23 protein-coding genes are annotated in these 22,923 nt (G+C 53.4%); 8 read left to right on the top strand and 15 right to left on the bottom strand.

Annotated features, from left to right (window positions below; genetic code table 11):
- The first annotated feature begins 37 nt into the window (after window positions 1-37).
- The gene (locus H142_RS0111540; protein WP_017932297.1) at window positions 38-826 is read left to right on the top strand and encodes a hypothetical protein; all 789 of its coding nucleotides are present in this window, start codon (window positions 38-40) and stop codon (window positions 824-826) included.
- Window position 827: 1 nt separating this feature from the next.
- Here the strand turns inward: H142_RS0111540 and H142_RS0111535 are convergent, their stop codons facing one another.
- Window positions 828-1,172, bottom strand: coding sequence for an ArsC/Spx/MgsR family protein (locus H142_RS0111535; protein WP_017932296.1), 345 nt, complete (start codon window positions 1,170-1,172; stop codon window positions 828-830).
- A gap of 458 nt (window positions 1,173-1,630) precedes the next feature.
- Window positions 1,631-2,842: an FAD-dependent monooxygenase gene (locus H142_RS0111525; RefSeq protein ID WP_017932294.1), complete on the bottom strand. Its 1,212-nt coding sequence runs from the start codon at window positions 2,840-2,842 to the stop codon at window positions 1,631-1,633.
- Between the two features lie 388 nt (window positions 2,843-3,230).
- On the opposite strand from H142_RS0111525, the gene H142_RS0111515 reads away from it, so the two are divergent.
- Together H142_RS0111515 and H142_RS0111510 are read left to right on the top strand one after the other, a co-directional pair.
- The gene (locus tag H142_RS0111515) at window positions 3,231-5,663 is read left to right on the top strand and encodes an FtsK/SpoIIIE family DNA translocase (RefSeq protein WP_017932292.1); all 2,433 of its coding nucleotides are present in this window, start codon (window positions 3,231-3,233) and stop codon (window positions 5,661-5,663) included.
- Between the two features lie 541 nt (window positions 5,664-6,204).
- Window positions 6,205-7,731, top strand: coding sequence for a hypothetical protein (locus tag H142_RS0111510; protein ID WP_017932291.1), 1,527 nt, complete (start codon window positions 6,205-6,207; stop codon window positions 7,729-7,731).
- Between the two features lie 619 nt (window positions 7,732-8,350).
- On the opposite strand, the gene H142_RS0111500 is transcribed toward H142_RS0111510, so the two are convergent.
- From H142_RS0111500 to H142_RS0111485, 4 genes are all read right to left on the bottom strand, one after another.
- The gene (locus H142_RS0111500; protein ID WP_233341676.1) at window positions 8,351-9,745 is read right to left on the bottom strand and encodes a sensor histidine kinase; all 1,395 of its coding nucleotides are present in this window, start codon (window positions 9,743-9,745) and stop codon (window positions 8,351-8,353) included.
- Window positions 9,746-10,218: 473 nt separating this feature from the next.
- On the bottom strand, window positions 10,219-10,416 hold the full coding sequence (locus tag H142_RS0111495) for a hypothetical protein (protein ID WP_017932288.1): 198 nt from the start codon (window positions 10,414-10,416) through the stop codon (window positions 10,219-10,221).
- 327 nt (window positions 10,417-10,743) lie between these two features.
- Complete coding sequence (locus H142_RS16885; RefSeq protein WP_156812006.1) at window positions 10,744-10,896, bottom strand: hypothetical protein; 153 nt, start codon at window positions 10,894-10,896, stop codon at window positions 10,744-10,746.
- A 137-nt stretch (window positions 10,897-11,033) separates the two neighbouring features.
- A complete protein-coding gene (locus H142_RS0111485) occupies window positions 11,034-11,630 on the bottom strand; it encodes a DUF1134 domain-containing protein (protein WP_017932286.1) in 597 nt (198 codons plus the stop codon).
- A gap of 114 nt (window positions 11,631-11,744) precedes the next feature.
- Here H142_RS0111485 and H142_RS0111480 point away from each other — a divergent pair, with 114 nt between their 5' ends.
- The 3 genes from H142_RS0111480 to H142_RS0111470 all read left to right on the top strand — a co-directional run bounded on the left by H142_RS0111480 (window position 11,745) and on the right by H142_RS0111470 (window position 14,189).
- Window positions 11,745-12,032: a GNAT family N-acetyltransferase gene (locus H142_RS0111480; RefSeq protein WP_017932285.1), complete on the top strand. Its 288-nt coding sequence runs from the start codon at window positions 11,745-11,747 to the stop codon at window positions 12,030-12,032.
- 66 nt (window positions 12,033-12,098) lie between these two features.
- Window positions 12,099-13,901: a translation elongation factor 4 gene (lepA, locus tag H142_RS0111475; RefSeq protein ID WP_017932284.1), complete on the top strand. Its 1,803-nt coding sequence runs from the start codon at window positions 12,099-12,101 to the stop codon at window positions 13,899-13,901.
- A 105-nt stretch (window positions 13,902-14,006) separates the two neighbouring features.
- Window positions 14,007-14,189 carry a YodC family protein gene (locus H142_RS0111470; RefSeq protein ID WP_017932283.1) on the top strand — a complete coding sequence of 61 codons (183 nt, stop codon included), beginning with the start codon at window positions 14,007-14,009 and terminating at the stop codon, window positions 14,187-14,189.
- A gap of 110 nt (window positions 14,190-14,299) precedes the next feature.
- Here H142_RS0111470 and H142_RS0111465 read toward each other — a convergent pair whose 3' ends face one another.
- The gene (locus H142_RS0111465; RefSeq protein ID WP_017932282.1) at window positions 14,300-14,722 is read right to left on the bottom strand and encodes a group III truncated hemoglobin; all 423 of its coding nucleotides are present in this window, start codon (window positions 14,720-14,722) and stop codon (window positions 14,300-14,302) included.
- A 6-nt stretch (window positions 14,723-14,728) separates the two neighbouring features.
- On the bottom strand, window positions 14,729-14,899 hold the full coding sequence (locus tag H142_RS16960; protein ID WP_017932281.1) for a hypothetical protein: 171 nt from the start codon (window positions 14,897-14,899) through the stop codon (window positions 14,729-14,731).
- Between the two features lie 81 nt (window positions 14,900-14,980).
- Here H142_RS16960 and H142_RS0111455 point away from each other — a divergent pair, with 81 nt between their 5' ends.
- A complete protein-coding gene (locus H142_RS0111455; protein WP_017932280.1) occupies window positions 14,981-15,424 on the top strand; it encodes an RrF2 family transcriptional regulator in 444 nt (147 codons plus the stop codon).
- Here the strand turns inward: H142_RS0111455 and H142_RS0111450 are convergent, their stop codons facing one another.
- From H142_RS0111450 to H142_RS15580, 4 genes are all read right to left on the bottom strand, one after another.
- Window positions 15,425-16,594, bottom strand: coding sequence for a saccharopine dehydrogenase family protein (locus tag H142_RS0111450; protein ID WP_017932279.1), 1,170 nt, complete (start codon window positions 16,592-16,594; stop codon window positions 15,425-15,427). It abuts the gene before it with no gap.
- Window positions 16,595-16,663: 69 nt separating this feature from the next.
- Complete coding sequence (locus H142_RS0111445; protein ID WP_017932278.1) at window positions 16,664-17,767, bottom strand: SMP-30/gluconolactonase/LRE family protein; 1,104 nt, start codon at window positions 17,765-17,767, stop codon at window positions 16,664-16,666.
- 58 nt (window positions 17,768-17,825) lie between these two features.
- Window positions 17,826-18,869: a YeiH family protein gene (locus tag H142_RS0111440; protein WP_017932277.1), complete on the bottom strand. Its 1,044-nt coding sequence runs from the start codon at window positions 18,867-18,869 to the stop codon at window positions 17,826-17,828.
- Between the two features lie 3 nt (window positions 18,870-18,872).
- Window positions 18,873-19,121 (bottom strand): DUF6356 family protein, encoded by a 249-nt coding sequence (locus H142_RS15580; RefSeq protein WP_017932276.1) that lies wholly within the window; start codon window positions 19,119-19,121, stop codon window positions 18,873-18,875.
- Between the two features lie 115 nt (window positions 19,122-19,236).
- On the opposite strand from H142_RS15580, the gene H142_RS0111430 reads away from it, so the two are divergent.
- The gene (locus H142_RS0111430) at window positions 19,237-19,707 is read left to right on the top strand and encodes an Lrp/AsnC family transcriptional regulator (RefSeq protein ID WP_026148013.1); all 471 of its coding nucleotides are present in this window, start codon (window positions 19,237-19,239) and stop codon (window positions 19,705-19,707) included.
- Here H142_RS0111430 and H142_RS0111425 read toward each other — a convergent pair.
- The 3 genes from H142_RS0111425 to H142_RS0111415 all read right to left on the bottom strand — a co-directional run bounded on the left by H142_RS0111425 (window position 19,704) and on the right by H142_RS0111415 (window position 22,917).
- Window positions 19,704-20,480, bottom strand: a complete 777-nt coding sequence (locus H142_RS0111425; protein ID WP_017932274.1) for an enoyl-CoA hydratase/isomerase family protein — start codon at window positions 20,478-20,480, stop codon at window positions 19,704-19,706. The genes H142_RS0111430 and H142_RS0111425 overlap by 4 nt on opposite strands.
- Entirely contained in the window at window positions 20,477-22,300 is a 1,824-nt protein-coding gene (locus H142_RS0111420; protein WP_017932273.1) for an AMP-dependent synthetase/ligase, read from the bottom strand. The genes H142_RS0111425 and H142_RS0111420 overlap by 4 nt, the downstream gene beginning before the upstream one ends.
- A gap of 143 nt (window positions 22,301-22,443) precedes the next feature.
- Complete coding sequence (locus H142_RS0111415) at window positions 22,444-22,917, bottom strand: gluconokinase (protein ID WP_017932272.1); 474 nt, start codon at window positions 22,915-22,917, stop codon at window positions 22,444-22,446.
- Between the last annotated feature and the right edge of the window lie 6 nt (window positions 22,918-22,923).

The raw sequence follows: 22,923 nt of genomic DNA, 5'->3' as shown, positions 1-22,923 counted from the left end.
TATAGGTTAATAGAAACCATCATATGCGGGGGTGATGATGAGAAATACGGTATCTATAATTTGTGTCTTGGGTTTGGCTGCGGGGCTGGCGGGATGTGCCACATCACAACGTGAATCCAATAATGTTCTACAAGGCGATGGTCTGCAAACATCTATGATGGCGGATGTGGATGTGCCTGGAGCTGTACGGCTGGGAAATGTATTTTTACTCAGCTATGGCGAAAAAATGCAGGACTCGGCACATTGGCGCCGTAGATTTAACATCGCCTCACTTTTATTCGGAGCCTATACGGGGATCGGCGCGGGTCTAGACGTTCACACAGATAATCTTGTGGTCAGCACAGCGTTAGGCGCGTTAATGCCCCAGCTCGAGCCGCAATTTCAAACCAGCGGCTCGCCGGAAACAATCGGCACGGCGGTTACAAAAACAGCCTGCGTTGTCCGGGCGGCGCAGCCGGCCATTAGCGCCGAAATCTTATCAAAACGGGGCAGTCTAGCGCTTTATCAAGATAGCAATCCGGATAATCCGGATGTGAACGCTGCACTGAGCGCCTATGAAAACCTAGCCGAGGCCATACGGTCAGGGTATATTTCCGTTTATATTAATTACTCCGTCGCTAGCGTTCCGCCACAGATTAATGCGGGGGATGTTGCGGCCGCAATGACGCCGCAGCAAGGCGATAATAAAGGAAATTTTGTCCCCGGAGGGATGGGCATCCCTCTTGCTGTATTGAGCGACGATGAAGCCCAAAATGAGGCCAGTTACCTCAAAGGATTTGTAGACGGAGTGTCTAATTCCGTATCCACATGCGTTAGCGCGGCCTAAATTAAAGAAGCGCGTCTTGCGTATCCGTGCCCCATCCGACGAAAATCTCATTGCCCCATTGCACGACGGGGCGTTTGATCAGGGCGCGGTGTGCGGCCATTAGTTTGACGGCTTTTTCCTCGTCAATATCCGTCTTGTCGGCTTCCGACAGTTTGCGCCAAGTAGTGCTGCGTTTATTGAGCAGGGTGTCCCAGCCCGCCTCATCAGCCCAATCCTCAATCTTGCGGGCATCAACGCCCTCACCGCGAATATCGACGAATGTGACTTTTTTGCCGACACCCTCAAGCGCTTTAACCGCCTTGCGGCACATATCACAATTTTTCAGTCCGTAGAGTGTGTAGGTCATTTTAGCCTTGTAGTTTATAATATGAATTTGGCGGATTGTAAGGCATATTCATTTCTGACTAAAGAGAGCGGACGATAATAATGCTGCATTTACCGAAAAAAATGTTGAGCCAAAAAATGAGACTGCCTACCTTCGAGCCCATTCCAATGCCGCTTTATTATCGCTTCATGTTTCTGAACACAGTTATTGGTGTTGCAGTCATTATGATACTGCTGACTGTAAACGCGATGATATTTAACCCTCACTCGCCTAAAACTTATGCTGTAATCAATTGCGTCATCTTGTTGGTTGCAGTTTGGGAATATGTCATCGGAAACTTATGGTGGATTTCCAGATATAAGATTGATTATCCGTTCCAGGATCCGACTTATCGCCTAACCAGCATAATCCAATACATATATTTAGGCGTGGCGACAATTTTTCTGGGTTTGCTAATTTATGCTGAAATAATAAAATAACTAAACCAACAGTCCCGGCACGTCGCCTGTTTCGCCTGCCGCTTCGCGCATGAAAAAACTGCGCAATGTATCGCTGCGATCGACCGCGCCGAGGCCGAGGCGGCGCAGATGCCTAAGCGGCGCAATGCGGTTTGAAAACAGTTTCTCCAGCCCGTCCGTCATGGCGGCGAGCTGTAGCGCGTCGGATTTACGCCAGCGGCTATAGCGCCCCAGCATATTCGGCCCGCCCAAAATCTCTCCGACGGCCAGACCATCGGCTACGCTTTGCGCCAGAGCAGCCGCGTCGCGCAGGCCAAGGTTCAGACCCTGCCCCGCCAGCGGATGAATGATATGCGCCGCGTCCCCGACCAGGGCCAGCTTGTCACTATGATAGGATTTGGCCAATTGCATCTTTAAGGGCCAGCTTTGCAAGGGCGCGATGGTTTCAATCTTGCCATAGAGATCGCCCATGCGGCGGGCCAGCTCTGCCGTGAACAGATCGACGGGCAAGGCCAGCGCGGCCTTAGCGGCGGCAGCGTCTTCGCTCCAGACGATAGAGCATTGATGGGGATGCTCTGCGTCCCCAATCAGCGGCAAAAGCGCGAGTGGTCCGGAGGGCAAAAACAGCTGTTGAGCGCAGCCCTCATGCGGAAGCTCGTGCGCAATTGTGGTAACGATGCCGGATTGTAGGTAATCCCACCCTGTCGTTTCTATGCCCGCGCGGCGGCGCAGCACACTGCGACCGCCATCGGCGGCGGCGATAAAACCGGCTGTGATGGTCTGCCCATTATCCAGTGTTAGCGTGCCGGGCGCGCTATCGGTGACGCGCGCCGTGATTTGGGTGATACCGGAGGCGTCTACCGCGCTGCGCAGCGCGTCGGTGAGATCGGCGTTTTGAACCATATGGCCCAGAGGCTGCGCCACGCCGCCGCGCATATGATCGCTATCGCTGAAATGCAGCGATAAGGGCGAAGCCGCCTCTCCGGCGACGCCGTCACTGATCAGCATATCGCTCACGTCCAGCATTTTACCGGACAGCGCCTTTGCCAAGCCGAGATTTTCTACCAGCCGCCAACTGCTCGGCGCGAGCATAGACGCGCGTCCGTCAACCGGCGCGTGGCCTGCGTCAATGACAGCCAACGACAATTCGGGCCGCAGCCTGTGTAGCGACAGGGCTGCCGCCAGCCCCGCAGGGCCGCCGCCGACAATCGCAATATCAAAATCTTGGGTCATGCCCGCCTATAGCCCGCAAATGCGGGCGGCGCAAAGCGCGCAAATTGCCGCCCGTCCTAACGCCTTCATGGCTCCTCCATACCACGGCCTGACCATACTTTGTCCCAAAGCGCCAAATCCATGCTCAACGCTTGTGCAGGATATGAGTATGACAGAGAATTAGGATGCCTGCCATGTCCCTGTAAGGCGCGCTGTGACACACAGAATACGAATACGGCAACGTGTTCTCCCTATGTGATAACTTGCCCTGCTTCCCTCATGGGTCGCAGGGCTTTTTTTGCTCTCCTTTAGCGCGGCCACCCTCCATCTCTTAACACCGCGTTTACGGCTTTTGTTTAAGTCTTGTTAAAGACTTGACCCTTTTAAATTTGAGCGCGCGGAGCCTGCCTTGACCTATTCCGATCCAGCTGCTGATTTTGGCGCCGATTATACGAGCGGCCGCGCGCGCGATTTAATGCATGATGTGAACGCGGCCGGGCCGCAGATGTTCTGGCGGGCCGCCCGCGCGCTGATATCGCTCGGCCTGGGCGGCGCTTTATTTTTATCCGCCGTCTCTTATTCCGCGCTGGACAGCACATTTGACACCGCCGGATCCGCCGGCACGCTCAACTGGCTGGGCCGACCGGGTGCGGCGCTGGCTAATTTTTCCCTGCAGAGCCTGGGCTGCGCGGTGATCATCCTGTCGCTCATCCTGATCTATGCGGGCGCGCGCGCCATTTTAAAGCCCCGCCCCGTCTTTACTAAAGCCGAGCGCGCAGGGCGGATTGTCTCCTGCACCGGCGCGGTAATCTTTAGCGCCATTGTATTTGCCGCCGCCCCTCACCCGCAAAGCTGGCCCTTAGCGGTCGGTCTTGGCGGTTTTGTCGGCGACGGCCTGTTTGCGATGGGGCTGGGCGCCTTAACCGCCATGCATTTTCCGGTACCCGGCCTGATCATCGGCGTGCTCGCCTTTTTGTTCGCTGCGTTCTGTCTGGGCCGCTATATGGGATTTGTCTCGCGCGACGCCGCCTTGTTCGCGGATGCCGCCCTGACCGTCTGGGCGCATATCCGCGTCTATATTGACCGCCTGACTGCCTATATCCGCCGCCGCGTGGATAAAGCCTATGGCCAGGACATCGCTGACGGCCCCGCGCCGCTGCGCGCCTGGCTGGATGAAAGCCCGGCGCAGCAACTCGCCAACGCCCCAATTGCGCCCGCTGCGCCGCTCACCGCAGGCCTGTCCCCGATTGCGCCGCCGGTGGCCAAGACCAAACGCAAAAGCCGCAACCGCGCCGCCGCGCCTAAGCCCGGCGCCTATAATAAATATAACTTTCCTGATGACGGCACATTTGTCCTGCCCGGTTTGGAGCTGTTAAAAATGCCGCCCGCGCGCCGCGCCATTACCGATGAGCGCAGCCTGCAACGCAATGCCCAGCGCCTCGCCGAAGTTCTGACTGATTTCGGCGTCAAAGGCGTGATCGGCGAAGTGCGCCCCGGCCCTGTCGTCACACTTTATGAATTTGAGCCGGCCCCGGGGGTGAAATCCTCGCGCGTGATAAATCTGGCCGATGATATTGCCCGCTCCATGGAGGCCGTCTCGGCCCGCGTCGCCGTTGTGCCGGGCCGCAACGCCATCGGCATAGAGCTGCCCAATTCACGCCGCGAAACCGTTTACCTGCGCGATATGCTGGCCAGCCGCGCGTTCAAAGACTCCAAAGCCGGACTGCCTATGGCGATGGGCGAAGATATTGGCGGACAGCCTTTCATTGCCGATCTATCCAAAATGCCGCATTTGCTCGTCGCGGGGACGACCGGCTCGGGTAAATCCGTCGGCGTAAACGCCATGATCCTGTCGATCATGTATACGCTGACGCCCGATCAGTGTAAATTCATCATGATCGACCCCAAAATGCTGGAGCTATCGGTCTATGACGGCGCGCCGCATTTGCTTGCTCCCGTCGTGACAGAGCCGAAAAAAGCCGTAGTGGCGCTGAAATGGACCGTGCGGGAGATGGAAGACCGCTACCGCAAAATGGCCAAAATGGGCGTGCGCAATATGGCCGGCTATAATGAAAAAGTTGTTGCCGCCAACGCGTCGGGGGAAGTCATGACCCATACCGTCATGACCGGATATGATAAAGAGAGCGGCAATCCGATCTATGAGACCGAAGAGCTGCATTTCGAGCCTATGCCGTTTATCGTCGTCGTCATCGACGAAATGGCTGACCTGATGATGGTTGCGGGCAAAGATATTGAAGGCGCGGTGCAGCGCCTCGCGCAAATGGCGCGGGCGGCGGGCATCCATATGATTATGGCGACGCAGCGCCCGTCTGTGGACGTCATCACCGGCACGATCAAAGCCAATTTTCCTACCCGGGTGTCCTTCCGCGTCGGCTCTAAAATCGACAGCCGCACGATCTTAGGTGAACAGGGCGGAGAGAAGCTGCTCGGCAATGGCGATATGCTGTTTATGGGAACAGGCAAGCCGCGCCGCCTTCACGGGCCGTTCGTCTCCGATGGCGAAGTCGAAAAAATCGCAGGCTTTGTCAAAGCCCAGGGCTCGCCGCAATATCTCGCCGATATCCTGATCGACAAGGACGAAGAGGCAGAGCTCGCCGCGCTCGCCGAGGGCACGGACGAAGAAGCCTCGCTGTTTGACAAAGCCGTCGCCATCGTCGCCTCTGACCGCAAAGCCTCGACCAGTTATATTCAGCGCCGCCTGGGCATCGGCTATAACCGCGCCGCCAATGTGATTGAGGATATGGAACGCCAAGGCATGATCGGCCCGTCCGGCCCGGGCGGCAAACGCGAGATATTCCTGCCTGAGCATGGCGGGTATTAATCGTCAAAATTCCGCGTGAGCGGGCCCGTTAATCGCGAAGGCGATTAATCGGGGATTTTGACGCCTTAGTTCAATAAAGTATTGTTACAAGAATGACTACTAATCCCCGATAGCAGACCTCGGCGAGCGACTTACATTGCGCGATTTTAAAACGCTAGGGCACGTTTTATGCCGCCTTGGAAAAAAAAGCGAGCTTGAGGTAGGCACGTTTACCCGCATATTTTTAATCTATTTCAGCTAATTCACGACCTCAAACGTCTCATAAAACGTAGGCGAGATCTTGGATGAAACCCGGAATTGAGAACGCTTTTCTATGTTCGTGATTGGCAGAGAGGCGTTTTCCAGTTTGATACCTGGGTCATAATAGACTTTAGAGAACTCCCCCTTAGCATTGTGATTGCGAAAATGACAAATATATGTATCACTAACTCAGGATAGAAAACCCTGTGTTTTATTCAATAATTTTAGGCTCGCTAGCCGAGTAAAACTGATTGTTGCGCTCTAAGCGTACATTCGTTCACTCGTAGTCTGAGGTAAATTTATGAGTACGGTAAAAGTATCTGGAAGCGCCATCTTTCAACATACCGAGACAGGCGAAACATTAGAAATTTCAGCTGACGATTTACAAATTACTTCCGATGGCTCTAGTTCAGGGGGAATGGGTCCAGATATTTTGTGGAGAATATACGCCGAACTGGAGGAAATAGAGTATTTGGATTGGACGGTTTCTGAATATCCAGTCGGTATACTTAACTTGCCCGCCACTCTTACTCTTTACGGCGATTACGCAATGGTCAAAGATAATATAGCAATCGAATTAAATCACGTTGAAACGGATGATGATCTTGATGACGAAGACTGGGATTCCGCTATTAAACAGATGGTTGATTGGTTCTTAGCTCATTATGAAGATCCTGCAGAAAGTGTTTCATACGAAAGCGCAGAAGGAGGGTACCAATGGGGTGGTCGCGGCCCATATAGAGCCATTGAAGTGCTTTCAGATGAATTCCCTGAATATTCAGAGAGTCTGCACGAAATTAGCGCTTCTCAATTAGAAGAAGATGGAACGGTAGACTGGGCGATCCAGTTCCACGCCATGGACGATCAAGAGCCTGATGATGAGGAGGAGCAACTTTTTGAACCCTCAGGACGGTCTGACACACCCATGTTGATGCCAAAATATGAAATCCCCCCTCAAGAACCTGGAGGGATTATTTTCGCTATCAACGGCGAAGGTAAAATTGATCTCGCCAAGTCTGCGGATATTCCTAACATCACTGGGTCTGGCTTGGTCTTTACAAACCTAGAGAATAATTTGTGGGATAAAATTCAAGAAATTTCAGTTAAATTGTCTGCCGCCCTATTTGGATCAAACGCTCTCCCAAATCTTGCACAAAAAGTAAGCGAATATAACCAAGTTGCGGTCGCGGAAGAGCGTTCGATAAGTGCTTTATATGTGGAAGGAGCACTAGTTAGAAGTCAAACATATCGAGATATGGTGCGATTGGATTCTGGAGAAGGTCCGGACGGAGTTGCGGAGGATTTAGAGGACTTATTAGAGCTTCATTCAAATTTAATTGGTGTGTCTACTATTGGCAAAAGCCTACTTGAAGGTGCTCATAACCATGCAAAAATGGATGCTGAAATTAAGGTCTATAAGAAAGAAACTCTCGCTTTTATTGAAGGCACGTTAGTTAATAGCGAATTGGTCACACCCGAAGCGGCTCAAGCCTTGAGAAGTGTAATAGAGTTTGCGGGAGAAGCTCCTGATCCGAATGTTTCGGCCCAGATTGCTCAGACATCCGGAAGTAATTTTGTAAAGGCATTGGCTTTACTCCTTAAGGGTGGTTTTTTAGGTGCGGGGGCAATGATTATAGGCCCAATAATACAACAATCCTTAGTAGGAGCTGAGGCGATTCAATCAGGTATTATTGCGCTTAACTTTGCGACAGCATGGCTTGCCCTTAATTTACCTGCTTTGCAGAGTTTGGTTGGTGTAATCGGTCCAGATGCGCATTGGTTACAAGCATTTCAGAATTGGCTAAATTGGTATGAAGATACCCACTAATGGGAAAACCTATCCCAAGAGTTTTCTAGCGAAATTAACGAAAGTAAGCGAGCGTCCTTCTTTGGGAGCTTTTGGTCTCCGAGCTAAGGTCTAGTTTATGCTACAAAGCTGACATGAGTGTACGAAAGTCTCTACCCGCTTTTAAAAATACGTCCTCACCAGTTTTAACATCTAATTTCTACAGCGTGCTCAACCCCGCTATCCACAAATCGGGCGTGGATGTATTTCGAACTGCTCTCCCCCTGCCGTCATCCGGTGCGCCGGTCCGACTCTGGCTTGACCCGAGAATCTATTTTACAATTGAGAGCCGTGCATGCGAATTTGTAAGCCTCTGTTTCACCAAGGGTTTCTAAAAACGACATGGGGTTGAGCCATGGATCCTTGTGTCGAGCCCGAGGATGAAGATGCGGGGCGTTGAGCGCTTCAAAGCCGTGGTAAACAAAACAACCCCCGCCCCTCGCATTGCCCCTATCTTCAAACTGTTCTTATCTCATAGTGCGGAAAACTCGAAATTTTCTGCCCGAGCACGGCAGGATTTTGGCGCGTTGGTTCAATAAAGTATTGCTTCAGGAATGACTGCATAGCCCCGCTAAGCGGGCATCATGAAGCTATATGGACGCTAGTATGAATCATATGGAAATTTCATAATATACCGCGTTCCATCAGTGCCGGTCTGTCGCTCCATCTTTCCATTAAGCTGCTGAACAAAAGCTTTTACCAGCCGTCCTCCAACGCCTGAATCAACCCGCGCATTTTCGTCAACGCCCTTGCCGTTGTCTGAAACAGAAAATAGGATTTCTCCTTTCGTTTCGATAAGGGCCACAATTATTTCGCCGGCCTCATCTTCATCAAAGGCGTATTTAATCGCATTGGTCACCAATTCATTTAGAACAAGTCCCAAAGGCACAGCAATGCGCGTCGTGATGATCGTCGGACTCAGGCTCTTTTGAAATGTAACGCGGGCCTTACGATCCGAAAGAAGCGAAGTTGATAACTGGTCGGCAATCGCCGATAAATACTCATTAGCGCTGACGGTATGCGTAGAGTTCATACGGGTAAGGTTTTTGTAAAGCTCTCCGATTGCAACAATGCGGGTTCGCATGCGGTCAAAAGCCGCCTTACAGTCTGCGTCGCTAAGGGTGCGCCCCTCCATGGATATGATCGAGGCCACAACCGTTAAACTATTCATAACACGGTGGTTTAATTCCTCTAAGAGATCGTTGGCGCGTTTAAGTAGGTCATCGCGCTCAGCTTCCAGGCGCCTGCGCTCTGTTATGTCTTCCATAGCCAGCAAGAGCGTTTTTGAATTGTTGCCCTCTCTATAAATTTTCCTGGCATTCAAGAGGAGAATTTTTTGGCCAATATTTGGAAAATCAAGTTTGACTTCATAGTCGTCTATACGCTGGGACTCAGGAATGACCCCATCAAGCAGATGCGTAAGCTCAGGGATATTCCATTGACCGTTGCCAAGCGTTAACAATTCACGCCCTATTGTCTCGGCAGGGTCAACTTCAAATTTGGTATAAAAAGAACGGCTTGCCGCGATAACAATTTGATCCCCGTCGACAACAAGAAGCGGCTCTCGCAAAGTATCAACAATACCTTCTGCAAGACGCTTTTGTCGGTCAAGCTGCGCGAGGGCATCATATCGGGTTGTTACGTCTTCTATCGCCAACAAAATTAGTAATGACCCGTTTCCGGTGCGGGTCGTTTTTCTTGCGTTAAGCTCCATCACTTTTCGGCCAATGTCTTCAAATTCATGCTCTACGATATATGATTCAATGGTTTGCTGTTTAGGTAGAATCTCTTCGAGTAGAGTGCGTAATTTAGGGATGTCCCATTGACCGTTTCCCAAATCATAAAGCTTGCGCTCAGCAGTGTGCGCCGCATCGACATTAAACATTTTCAAAAAAGCGGAATTGGCAAATAATACTTTCAGGTCCTGATCTAGGACCAGAAGGCCTTCCCGTATTGTTTCAAAGATCTCTCGTGTGCGTAGCTTATTAATCGCCATATTATCAAAGTCCAAGAAGCCTGCTTTCACCGTTTAAAAATAAAAACTGCATACAAGGTGTCTCTGAATGAGACTTGCGATTAAGCTTATGCTTAAATGAAAACAGTTATTTTCTAAAATGCTTCTATCAAGGCTGTATGGACAGTGCAACTTAGCTCACCGAAGAATATAGGGCTTGGAAAATAGTATCGTTGCGGCCGTCATAGTGATGACGGCTCCTGCCTAAAAAACGGGCGTAAGGAAGTCAAGACAGCCGCCTTCCCCGTTCGGGACATGGATGAATTGTCGCTGAAATCTCAATATCCGTCATCCGGTACGGGATGAGAGGTGCCTCAAAAAAAACGGATAAACAAATAACAATCCCCGCCTCTCCGATCTGACCTATGTTTAAATTGTTCTTTTGGTCAGGACGGGGAAGACGTTTCTTTTCTGCCACGAGACGGTATTGGATTCGGGCGAGGTGAGGTTATGGCTCACATCAAACGGGTTTGGGAGCAGACTGCGCTGTGGACTGTGACCTTAGCGAGAGCCGCGTATCGGCCGTGAGATATCGCTGCGGGGATGGCATCTTCGTAAACACTAGAAAAACCTTTGGCAGCCTTCGGAGCTGCCGCCCCGCAGGCCTCCTGCTTTTTTTGCGGCGCGCCGCCGCCGACCAACCCGGCGCGCATGTGGTCACTCGATGGGCCATCGCATAACGGCGCTTGGCTATAATTACGGGCTTGCGCCTGTCAGCCCGCGCGGGCGGCCCGTTCACCGCGCTCTAGCTGTCCTATAAGTCTGCTCTGCCTCGTAGATGGATAGAGCGCAGTGAAAGGCCAAGCGGAAACGCCCGTCCCGCAGCTCTGCGGCGGAGGATCAAAAACAACATGCGCCGAAATCCCCAATTGATCGTAGTGCGATCAACGGGCCCGCAGTATACTTATTGTGGGATGCGCTGACCTATCCAATGCCGCCTTTGGCGGCACGGGCCCGCTATCGCGAAAGGCCAGCAACGCTCAATCGTAATAAGCGGTTTTGTGATTGCCTTGTTTACGTTTGTGCTTGCCGCGGGGTTTTGCGCCGCGCGGAGCCTCATACATATTATCGGCAAAAGCGAGTTCGTCTTCGAAATCGAAGTCCATTTTCGTTTTTTTGAGACGCTTGGACATAAAATTCTCCATCAAACGTCGTGGGGGCCGTAGCCTATAAAGCGCCGGATAAGCTCCGGCATAAGTTTATTTTATCCGCAAAACGACAGTCTGCAAAGCGTTTTTTGTACACGGCGTTTCAACTGCTATTTCAACAGTTAAAACGGCAGCATCTGACGTTTGCGGCTATAGGACGAATAGCCGACATTGGCGCCGAGGCGCAGGCCGATGCCGGAGCGGATCGGGGCGAGCGTAATGCCGTTGGCGCGTTGATAGTTTACGCCCATGCCGGCAATGAGAAAGGCGCTGCCTTCGGCTTTGGGAAAGCGCTGGAAGATATAATTCGGATCATCCAGATTATAGACCAGCGTGAAAACTTTGGAGGCGTCCCCGCCGGCGTCCCATCCAATTGTCGGGCCTTGCCAGAAGACGGGTATAGAGCTTCCGTCTTTCATCCATAACGTGCCTTTGCCCCAAAACAGGCCTGCGACAAGCGCGCCGCCGCCTTCTTCGCCGGTGATATAGCCGTCGGGGCGGCCTTGTTCACGGAACAGGCGCTCGACGACGGATGCCGCGCTCTCAGACGTGACGCCCAAATGGGTGGAGACGGCTTGAACTACGTCGCTTTGTTCAAAGTCGGTTTTGGCATTTTGCGCCTGTTGCCTTGGCGTTTGTGGGTCATTCGTCGCACAGCCGGAGAGCATGGCGGAGGCCAGAAGAATGGCGGTCAATGAAGATGTCGCAAATTTAAGCATGGTCGGCTCCTGTTTCTGGCAACGATGTGCGCCCGTTCGGGTTAATGAAAGACAAATATACGCGTTTCGCCAAGTTACGATTTGGCAAGCTGTTGACAGGAAAGTGAGAGCACAATGGATAATATAGAGATTGAACGCGAAGAGACCGGACGGTTTGTGACCCGCATTGACGGGCATGAGGCCGAGCTGACCTATAAGCGTGTCAGCGATGATGTTGTCGACGCCTATCATACCGGCGTACCCAAAGTGCTCGGCGGTAAAGGCGTCGGCAAGGCCCTCGTCGCGGCGCTGTTTTTGGACGCTCAGACGCGCGGTTATAAAGTTATCCCGTCCTGCCCTTTTATAGCCTCTATGGCCAAGCGCCGGGCGGAATGGGGCGAGATGGTGGTTGCGGCGGATTAATCCACAGCTTGGGGCCGCGCGGTAATATCGACTTGCCAATTTCGCCGCGAACAATACAAGCCGCCTATGACTGACCAGAGCAAGATACGTAATTTTTCCATCGTGGCCCATATTGACCACGGCAAGTCCACACTGGCTGACCGTCTCATCAGCTTTTGCGGCGGGCTGACGGATCGCGAGATGAGCGAGCAAGTGCTCGACAGCATGGATATTGAGCGCGAGCGCGGCATCACGATTAAAGCGCAGACCGTGCGTCTGGAATATACCGCCAATGACGGGCAGACATATATTCTCAACCTGATGGATACGCCGGGCCATGTCGATTTTGCCTATGAAGTCTCGCGCTCGCTCTCGGCCTGTGAAGGCTCCATATTAGTCGTCGATGCCTCTCAGGGTGTTGAGGCGCAAACGCTGGCCAATGTCTATCAGGCGATAGATCACGACCACGAAATTGTGCCGGTTCTCAACAAGATCGATCTGCCGGCCGCCGAGCCGGAGCGCATCCGCCAGCAAATCGAAGAGGTCATCGGCATTGACGCTTCCAACGCAGTTCTGTGCTCGGCCAAATCCGGTCTGGGTATTCAGGACGTTCTGGAGGCCATAGTCACGCGCCTGCCTGCGCCGACCATTGGCGATACATCCGACCCGCTTAAAGCGCTGCTCGTCGATGCCTGGTATGACCAATATATGGGCGTTGTCGTTCTGTTTCGCGTCTATGAAGGCGAGATCAAAAAGGGCATGAAAATCCGCACGATGGCCACCGGCGCGACCTATACGGTGGACAAAGTCGGGACATTTAATCCTAAACCGACCGACCGCAAATCCATCGGCCCGGGCGAGATCGGCTTTTTTACCGCCTCGATCAAAGAAGTCGCTGACGCCGCTGTTGGCGATACAGTGACGGAGGATAAACGCCCGACCGCCGCGGCGCTGCCCGGCTTTAAGCCCGCGCAGCCCGTTGTCTTTTGCGGTATCTTCCCGGTTGACGCCGCCGATTTTGACGATCTGCGTGCGGCCATGGGGCGCCTTCGCTTAAACGATGCCAGTTTTAGTTATGAGATGGAAACCTCTGCCGCGCTGGGCTTTGGCTTTCGCTGCGGGTTCCTCGGCCTGCTGCATTTGGAGATTATCCAAGAGCGGCTGGAGCGCGAATTTGATCTTGATCTGATTACCACCGCGCCGTCCGTGGTCTATACGATCATGATGCGCGACGGCACGGAGCAGCAGCTCCATAACCCCGCCGATATGCCTGACGTCATGGCGATTGAGGAAATACACGAGCCGTGGATCAAAGCGACGATCATGACGCCGGATGACTATCTGGGCGGGATATTAAAACTGTGCCAGGACCGCCGCGGCATCCAGACCACATTATCCTATGTCGGCTCGCGGGCGATGGTGGAATATGAACTGCCACTCAATGAAGTCGTCTTTGATTTTTACGACCGCCTGAAATCTGTGTCCAAAGGTTATGCCAGCTTTGACTACGCCGCCATTGGCGTGCGGCAGGGCAATCTTGTGAAGATGAGCATCCTCGTTAATGGCGATCCGGTCGACGCGCTGTCCATGCTCGTCCATCGGGACCGCGCCGAAGGCCGGGGCCGGCAAATGTGCGAACGCCTCAAAGAACTGATCCCGCGCCATTTGTTCAAAATCCCCGTCCAGGCCGCCATTGGCGGCAAAGTCGTGGCGCGCGAAACGATTGCCGCCATGCGCAAGGACGTGACCGCCAAATGTTATGGCGGCGACGCCTCGCGCAAACGTAAATTGCTGGATAAGCAAAAAGCGGGTAAAAAACGTATGCGCCAATTCGGCCGCGTCGAGATTCCGCAAGAAGCGTTTATTGCGGCTTTGAAGATGGACGATTGACCGTTCAAACCGCCCGTAAGGGCGCATGCGCGCGGCCTTGCCGAGCATGTAGGTTTGGACACAACCCGAGCTTAAACCAAAGACTTAATTCTTAGAAAGCCCATCATGACCCAATTCGAAATCGGCCAAATCGTTCGTCTGAAATCCGGCGGCCCAAAAATGACCATTAAAGGGGCTGACGAGGATGCATGGGCCTGTCAGTGGTTTGACCGCAATGGCAAGATCCATAATGACAGCTTCCCCGCCAGCATGCTGGATCTTTTTGTCATGCGGCCGCGCGAAGACTAGTATCGGTCTCCGAAGCACATGCCCGGAGTATGTGCTGAAAATCAATCCACACCTATCCCGCGTGCGCTATATTACATCTGTTGTTTAACAGTGCGGGAAATATTGCGGGACTAAATGCTTGGCCGCGTCACACTGAAATCCTCAAACGGATTTTGCCCCGATTGAGTTTTAGTATGGTGAAAGGCGAGGCCCATCTGAAAGCTTTGAGCAATACGGTTGGCCATTGTGTGAATGGCGTCAGCATCCTTTGGCGATAATGTATCATCAGCGGTGGATTTAAACAGCGCAAGCCAGCGGGTGAAATGCGCAGGCGTCAGGCCGGACAGCGCTAAATGCTTCATCATGGGATTGCCTTTAAACCGCCCGGTTTTCAGCATCACAGAAGACCAGAAGTCGGCAATATGCGCTTCATGCGCCGGCCAAGCGGGGCCTTGGATGCGGCTCGCAAAGACAGGCGCCAGAAGAGGATCGCGCCTCACCGCTGCATAGAACTGCGTCATAAGGTTTTGAATGTCGGACTCGCGAAGTGCCATAACGGCCTATTTTAATAAAATAGGAAGAACAATCATCGCGCTAAGGATGCCCCAAAAAATCATATTGATCAGAGACCGAAAAATACCGCCATCATCATCGACGGATACGCCGACCATTTTAAGCACAATCGTGCCGGGCAGGAGAAACATAGTCGCCAAAAAATTGAGAAATACCATTTTCGATCCTTTTATACGTATTTCATTTGCGTATTTAATATAGACACGCTAGCCTCGGGTCAAGTTAAAAGAGTGCCCCTTATGAATATTACAACATTTTCTGATTATGCCCTGCGCGTTTTGATCTATCTGACCACGAGCGGTGAGGGGAAAGTCTCGGCCGCGCAGATTGCCACGCGCTACGATATTTCATTTCACCACGTCGCCAAGGCTGCGCAATGGCTCTCCCGCGAAGGATATATCGTGGCTGAACGCGGGCGCGGCGGCGGCATGCGGCTCGCGCGTGATCCCGAAGACATCAATATCGGGGCCGTATTGCGGCAAAGCGAAGCCGGCTCGGCCTTAGTCGAATGTCTGCGCGAAGATGGCGGCGCGTGCTGCATCGCCCCGGCCTGCGGATTACAACATGCGCTGGCCGAAGCTCAGGCCGCGTTTTACGGCGCGCTGGACGCGTTCACTTTAGTCGATGTGACAGCGCAGAAATCCGCGCTTCAAACATTGTTGATGGTCAATAGTGCCGACTAATCACTCAAACCGGAAATAAAGTCCCGCATTATCGACCATGCGTTTAATGCCTGCACGGCCCAGCGCGGCGGCGGGGGTGTAGATACCGCCAGGGGTGGCGGTGCGGTCAACGTCGCGGGTCAGGGCCAGCGCGCATTCGGAAATCATCCGCGACGTGCTGCCATAACCCGGGTCAAGATTACCGCCGACCACGGACGTAATGCGCGTGCCGTCCGGGGCGTCGCCTGTGAAAATGACCTCATAAAAGCCGTTTTCACGCTCGTCTTTGGACGGGCCTTCGCCGGGCTTAGGCGGGTTTTTACCCATAGAATTGCCGCTTTGCGCGACGGCATTGGCCGCCTGCTCACCTTTATCGCCCGGGCCGGTCAGCACCATTTCGTCATAGACAAAATCTTTGCCATAGATGTGACCGAGAAGCGCGTTAGAGCGGTGGACATTTTTAGTATTGATTGAGGCCATGATGAAGGGCGCAGACCAGCTGCCGATATCCTCGTCATAAACCGGCTTCATACCGTGGGGCTGTTGCGGCCCTTCAAAATCAGGCGTCAAGCTGAACGGATCTTTCAACCAGACGAGGATTTCGGGCTGTTTTTGCGCGCGCTTCATGGTTTCCATAAAGCTTGCCGCCGTGCCGCCCGAGAATGTGCCCTGCATTTTACGCACGCGGCCTTTCATGCGCTGCACAGGCCCGCCATGCTCGCTACGCGCTTTGTCCTGCGCCGCATAGACGCCAAAATCGAACGGCACGGAGTCAAAGCCGCACGAGTGCACAATCCGCGCGCCGGATTTTTTCGCGGCCGCGTCATAGCGGCGGATAGTATCGTGCATCCAGGCCGGCTCGCCGCACAGATCGACATAATCCGTGCCCGCCTCGACGCAGGCTCTAACCAGCGGATCGCCGTAGAGTTGGTACGGGCCGACTGTCGTGATGATAGCTTCGGCGCGCGCCGCCATATCGGCGAGGCTTTGCGGATCATCGCTATTGGCGACGATATGTGCGGCCTTTGTCGCGCCGATCTCTTTGGCAACGGATTTAAGCTTGTCCGCGCTACGCCCCGCCATGGCCCATTTGAGATCGGGATAATGCGCCGCCAGATATTCGGCGACGAGGCGTCCCGTAAATCCTGTTGCGCCATAGACGATGATTTCAAATTCGCGGGCCATATGCATATCCTTTGCTGCGGTCGTTTCTTATGCACTTTGTTGCATATGAATGCTCACCGGGCAATGGATGCCGGTTTACTCTTTAACGCGCGCCAGATCAGGCGCGGTCAGGCTGGTCAGGTAGAGATAGCCGTCACCGCCGACAAACGCGCCTGTGATTTGCGGATAGGCCCCATCAGGGTCCTGGCGCGTTTCCAGAACCTCGCCTACTGCGGTGATGCGCACGATGTGGCCGTAATTCTCCGCCTTGGGACGCATAGAGGCGGGCAGGCGCATCGCCATGGCACGGGCTTTGGGCTTGGCCGAATTATCATCCAGCCATTTGGAACGCGGACTGATCAGGCCCAGCCAATATGTGCCATTATCAGCGCGGTTAATATTATCCGGAAAGCCGGGCAGGTTGTCGATGATCACGTCATGCTGTCCGGCGCGGGGGCCGGAGACCCAGACGCGCAGAACGCGGTATCGCCCCGTCTCGGTCATCAGCACGCTCTCGCGGCCATCAGAATGAGGCGGCTCCATTGCCACGCCGTTGGAGAAGCTAAACCCTTCCGCGACAACGCGCGTGGATTGATCGGCGGGATTATAGGCGAGCAGGCGGCCCGTGCGTCCCTGCTCCATAATCTCGAGCAGGCTGGCATCCATTGTGCTGCCAACGGCCTGCGCCCCGAATTTAGTCGAGGCATCAGAAAAATAGATCGTCCCGTCCGCGCCTATATCCAGATCATCGGCATAGGCAATGGGCGTGCCATCCACGCTATCGGTTAATGTGGTAACCTTGCCGTCCATAGCCACATGAATGAGGCCTTTATAAGCATCAGCGACATAAACCCCGCCATCTCGCGCAGGCTCCATCCCCAGCGGTTTGCCGCCCGTATCGGCGATTTTGGCCACAGCCTTTGCGTCAAAATCAATTTTTGTAATCGCGCCTGTATGCGACGCGGCATAGACTGCACCATCAATAATGACGACGTCTTCAGGGCCGGGATAATCGCCCAGAGATATTGTCTCAAACGTAGCGAGTTTCGTATTGGACAAAAAATCACCGGTATAGCCGGCATCTTCTGGCGCGTCCCAAGCTTGCGGGCTTATCGGCACGGGCCAAAAGGCCAGATAGGCAAAGCCGAGTATGGCGAGAATGAATATCACGCCCAGAGCGCGCAGGATAAAACGAAGCATGACTGTGCCCTATAATTTAAGGCATTATCGGCGCGCTAACCGCTAGGGTCAAATGGGATTAATAATTCAAAACAAATTTGATAAGCGCGGCGCAGACGACAGCCAGCCACACTGATTGCAAAACCAAAACTGTCGTCGTGACCAGACCGGACTTTTTAATATCCCCCAGCGAGGTCTGCGTGCCAATCGCCGCGACAGATATCAGCAGCGCCCCGTGCGAAATATCGACCAAGCCTTCGGTCAATGCAGCACTAAAAATCCCCGCACTATTGATCACCATGACAATGAGAAAGCCGATTAGAAAAAGCGGCAGTATCGGGGGGCGCTGTGAGGCTTCCATGTGCGGATTTTGCCGGCGAAAGATAATTGATATAATGATAACGACAGGAGCCAGAGTGGCCACGCGCATTAACTTTAACAGCGTTGCCGTTTCTGCTGCGCTTTCTGAAACAATAAACCCTGCGCCGACAGCCTGCGCCACATTATGAATGCTCATGCCCATAAAGGCTCCGGCTTCCAGATCATTAAATCCTAATATTTTGGTCAGTAAGGGATAGGCGATCATGGCAATTGTACTCAGCACAGTAATGCCGAATAATGTCATGGCCAAATGGCACTGACTATTTTTATCTTTTGGGATAACCGAAAAGACGGCCATGGCAGCTGAGGCTCCGCAAATGGATACGGCGCCGGCTGTCAATATAGCGTGGGCCGACGAGAGTTTGAAGGCGCGCGCTATGACGGCGCCTACGCCAATGGAGAGCATTACGGCGGCCAATACGCTCACCACGGTCAGCCAGCCCAGGCTTGTGATTTCTCCGAAGGTTATCCGCGCGCCGAGCAAAATAATGCCGAGTTTCAGAATTGTGGACGCCGAGAATTTAATGCCCGGCGCAAATGCGCGATGGTTATTGAGTGTGCTCGCGCACATGCCGATAACCAAAGCGTAGAGCATGGCCGCGCCGCCAAATTCGCGCTCAATAAGCACGGCCATCCCCGCGATGAGTATGGACAGAGCAATGCCCGGCGCAAGCTGACGACCCTTTATGAGAAAAGGATTATCACGCTTAAAACCCGCCGGTATCGCAGAGAGGTCGGCCACGGTTTAGCCGCCCGCGAGATCTGTTATTGTCGCCTCAAGGCAGGGGTCGCGTCTGTCGCGATGGGTGACCATTTTATGATGGAGTGTCGTGACCGTTTTGCTGCCTGTCTTGACACACAGAAACGGGAAAATGCCGTGCAATAAACAGCCCGCGCCCGCCAGAAACATCCGTCCGGCAAAACTAAATGATGAGGCCATGTGTTGAAAATAATTTTCGCCAACGGATTGCGGGTGCTCTGTAAAGGCTTTCATATGTCGTCTCCGAATAAATAATCTTGTGCATTATGCGTGAGACACGATCAAAAAGCATCGCAGGCTGATGCAGAAAATACGCTGTTATTCGAAGAAAATTATGATAGATACCATTATGAGCGAAAAAATTGATGATATTGACATTCAAATTCTAAAGCACTTGCAATCGGATAGTTCGCAATCTCTGGACTCACTGGCGCAAATCTGCGGCGTGTCGATCAATACTTGCTGGCGGCGGGTTCAGCGTTTGGAGCGCGACGGCATTATTGAACGCCGCGTGGCGCTCATTGATAATGACAAGGTGGGGTTGCCGCTGACCGTTTTCGTGGCGGTAAAAACAGATGATCACAGCGCGGCATGGGCGGAGAAATTTCGCAGCGCCGTTGATAAAATGCCGGAAATCGTCGAATTTTACCGTCTGGCGGGCGAGGTCGATTATATTTTGAAAATCATGGTCGCCAGCGTTGCCGATTATGACCGCGTCTATCAGCGCTTGATCACCAAGGTCAGCCTAGCCGATGTCTCGGCCAGTTTTGCGATGGAAAAGCTGAAATTTACGACAGAATTACCGCTTCCCCCGACCTAGCTAAAATCCGGTTTTCGTTTCTCCATAAAGGCGGTGTAGCCTTCTTTGAAATCGCTGGAGGAGAAAGCTTTTAAATATATGTCTTGCGTCTCGGCGCTATCCACGCGCTGCCCCGCCTCATAGGCTAAAAACATTTTCTTGGTCATAATGTTGGATTGCCCTGATGTGGCGCAGATGGAAAGGGCATAGTCGCGCACGACCTGATCCAGCTCATATTGGTCAACCAGACGGTTAATCAGCCCCATATGTTTGGCCTCCTTGGCGTCAACTTTGCGGGCGGTATACAGCATATCTTTTGCCGCGCTGACGCCGACGGCCTGTATCAACCGCGCTATGTCGGCAAAGGGATAAACCAGACCGAGCTGTCCGGGCGTAATTGCAAACACCGCTGTGCCGTCCGAAATGCGTATGTCACAGGCCAGCGCAATGCCGCAGCCGCCGCCCACGCAGGCGCCGCGGATTTTGGCAATTGTCGGTTTGGGAAATTTCGCCAAAGCGTCCATAGCTCCGGCGATCATTTTTGAAATTCCGGCGGATGATGCCGGCGTCTCGTAAAGCGTACTGAACTCTGTAATATCGGCGCCGGCGGCGAAATGCTCGCCTTCACCGACAATCATCAACACGCATAAATTAGGGTTTTTGGCCGCTTCGGATATGGCTATGCGCAAATCCGCCCACATTTGCGCGGACAGGGCATTGCGCTTTGACGGCTGGTTTAATCGAATACGCCCGATTTGCTGGGTCGGATAATCAAGCTTAATATCATCGCTCATGAGTCTTTAACCCCGTAAATATCTTCGATTTTATCATTATAAGCCGTAATGACTTTCGCCCGTTTAACTTTCATCGTCGGGGTTAGAAAACCGTCTTCAATAGAGAGCGGCTTGGGGAGGATACGAAATTCGCGTACGGATTCGACGCGGGCAAATTTGTCATTCATCTGCTCAATCGCGCCGCGGATGGAATCGCGCAGCCGCGCGCTTTTGGCCAGTTCGGCGTAATCGGCTTTCACGTCCAGACTGCGGGCGCAGGCCTCTACGTCCAGTGTAATCAGCGCGGAGATGAAGTTAAATCCGTCTCCCACAGCGATTGCATGCTCAATATAAGGAATGCTCATCATCGCGGTTTCCAGATTGGACGGGGCAATGTTTTTACCACCCGATGTGATGATGAGATCTTTCTTACGGCCGGAGATGAACAGATAGCCGTCATCGTCAATATAGCCCAGATCGCCCGTCGCGAACCAGCCGTCTTTGAGGACGGCTGCGGTAGCTTCGGGGTCTTTGAGGTATTGCGTGAAAATCGTATTTCCGCGCAGCCAGATTTCTTCGTCATCGGCGATTTTAATATCAAAATTCGGCACAGCCGGCCCGACAGAGCCGATTTTCACGCGGTGCATAGGCAGGTCGCAACTGGCGCCGCCGCCGGTTTCCGATAAGCCGTAAACATTCCCGATCTGAAGGCCGATGCCGTTGAAAAATAAAGGCGTGTCTTTGGCAATCGCCGCCGCGCCGGAAATGCAAACCCGAACGCGGTCCAGCCCCAGCGCCGCCTGTATTTTGCTGTAAGCCAATTTATCATAGAGCGCATATTTGACTTTAAGACCAATGCCGGGCTTGGTTCCGGCGCGCTGATGGACAAACCACGCCTTGCCCGTATCCATGGCTTTTTTCAGACTAGCCTGCTTTTTAGGTTCGGCGGAGGCAAATTTTAGGCTGAGCGCGGCCTGTATTTTTTCCCAAACGCGCGGCACGCCGAATAGGATATGCGGGCGGGACTGCGCGATATCTTCGGCGAGTTTATCCATGCCGCGCGAGAAATAGATGACGTGCGGGCCGCCGGCAGGGCCGTAAATCGACAGGGCTTTTTCCGCGATATGAGACAGCGGCAAATAGGACAGCAGGACTTCGCCGTCCTGAATATCAAGAAACGCATTGGCATTACCGGATATGCCGTGAATGCATTTATGGGACAAAGCGACGGCTTTGGGCGGGCCGGTCGTGCCGGATGTATAGATCAGTCCGCCAATGTCGTCAGGGTGGATGGCGGCAATGCGGGCGCGTAATGCGTCGTCGGGCACCTCTGCTGCGCGGGCGAGGAAGGCGTCCCATGTCTCTGCACTCGGATGATCGGCGGGCGCGCCGTCCATCATCACAATTTGCGTGAGGTGCGGGCATTGGTCAAAAATCTCGGCCAATTGCGCAAGATAATGGGCGTTTTGCGCGACAATGACGGGCGCTTCGGAGTGGTTTAAAATATAGGCGATCTCTTCCGGAGATGAGGTCTGGTAAATCCCCGCGCTCATCCCGCCTGCCATCATCGCGGCCAGATCCATCGTCACCCATTCAGGAGTATTATCGCCGATAATGCACACGACCTGCCCGCTTTGAAACCCGCCTGCCATGAGCGCGCGCGCCGCGCGGGTAATGTCGTCATAATGTTGCGCCCAGCTCACCGCTTGCCAGTCGCTTCCATTATGGGCGTAATAGGCGTCGCGGTCGCCGCGATTCTCGGCTTGGAGCGCGATAAGATCTAAAACAGTTGTCCCCGGAAGCGGCGGCGTTTTCGGGCCGCTGGTCATTGTCAGTGTCATAATTTTCCCTATATTTTTGCTTCTTTTAGGGGGAGCGGGGCCGCTTGAAAAGCGCGCATTGGCTCTGCATAGTTTTCATACCGCGTTGGAGGCATAGTGTGGTCGCACCGCACTTTTTGGTACGGCCCTTTTCGGATATGGGCCTAGCGGCTCATTGAAATGCGCGTACAGGCCGCGGTGACGAGCGCGTCTATAGTCTGATCGATATCTAAAATTTCAGCGTCACTCGGCTCCTCCAGCGCTGCAAACTGGCTGGAGAGCAATGCCGGATTGAAGAAGTGGCCTTTGCGGGAGGTCAGCCGCTTTGCGATTAAGTCTTCGCTGCCGCGCAAATATATAAACCTGCAATGGCCGTTCAAACCGCTTTGCAATCGATCTCTAACATACTGCGTCAGCGCCGAGCAGGACATAACGACATCACCGTCATGGCGGCGGGCCTGCCACACAAGCGCTTCAATCCACGGGACGCGGTCGGTCTCCTTCAGGGACGTGCCGCCCGCCATTTTGGCTTTATTGGCGGCGCTGTGAAAATCATCGGCCTCAATAAAAGGCAGGCCCAGACGCCGCGCCGCGGCTTTGCCAATTGTACTTTTCCCGCAGCCTGAAACGCCCATCATCACATA

This window comes from Robiginitomaculum antarcticum DSM 21748 (assembly GCF_000365025.1).
Lineage (GTDB): Bacteria > Pseudomonadota > Alphaproteobacteria > Caulobacterales > Maricaulaceae > Robiginitomaculum > Robiginitomaculum antarcticum.
The sequence above is the reverse complement of the archived record's forward strand: the minus strand, read 5'-3'. Positions and strand labels throughout refer to the sequence as shown.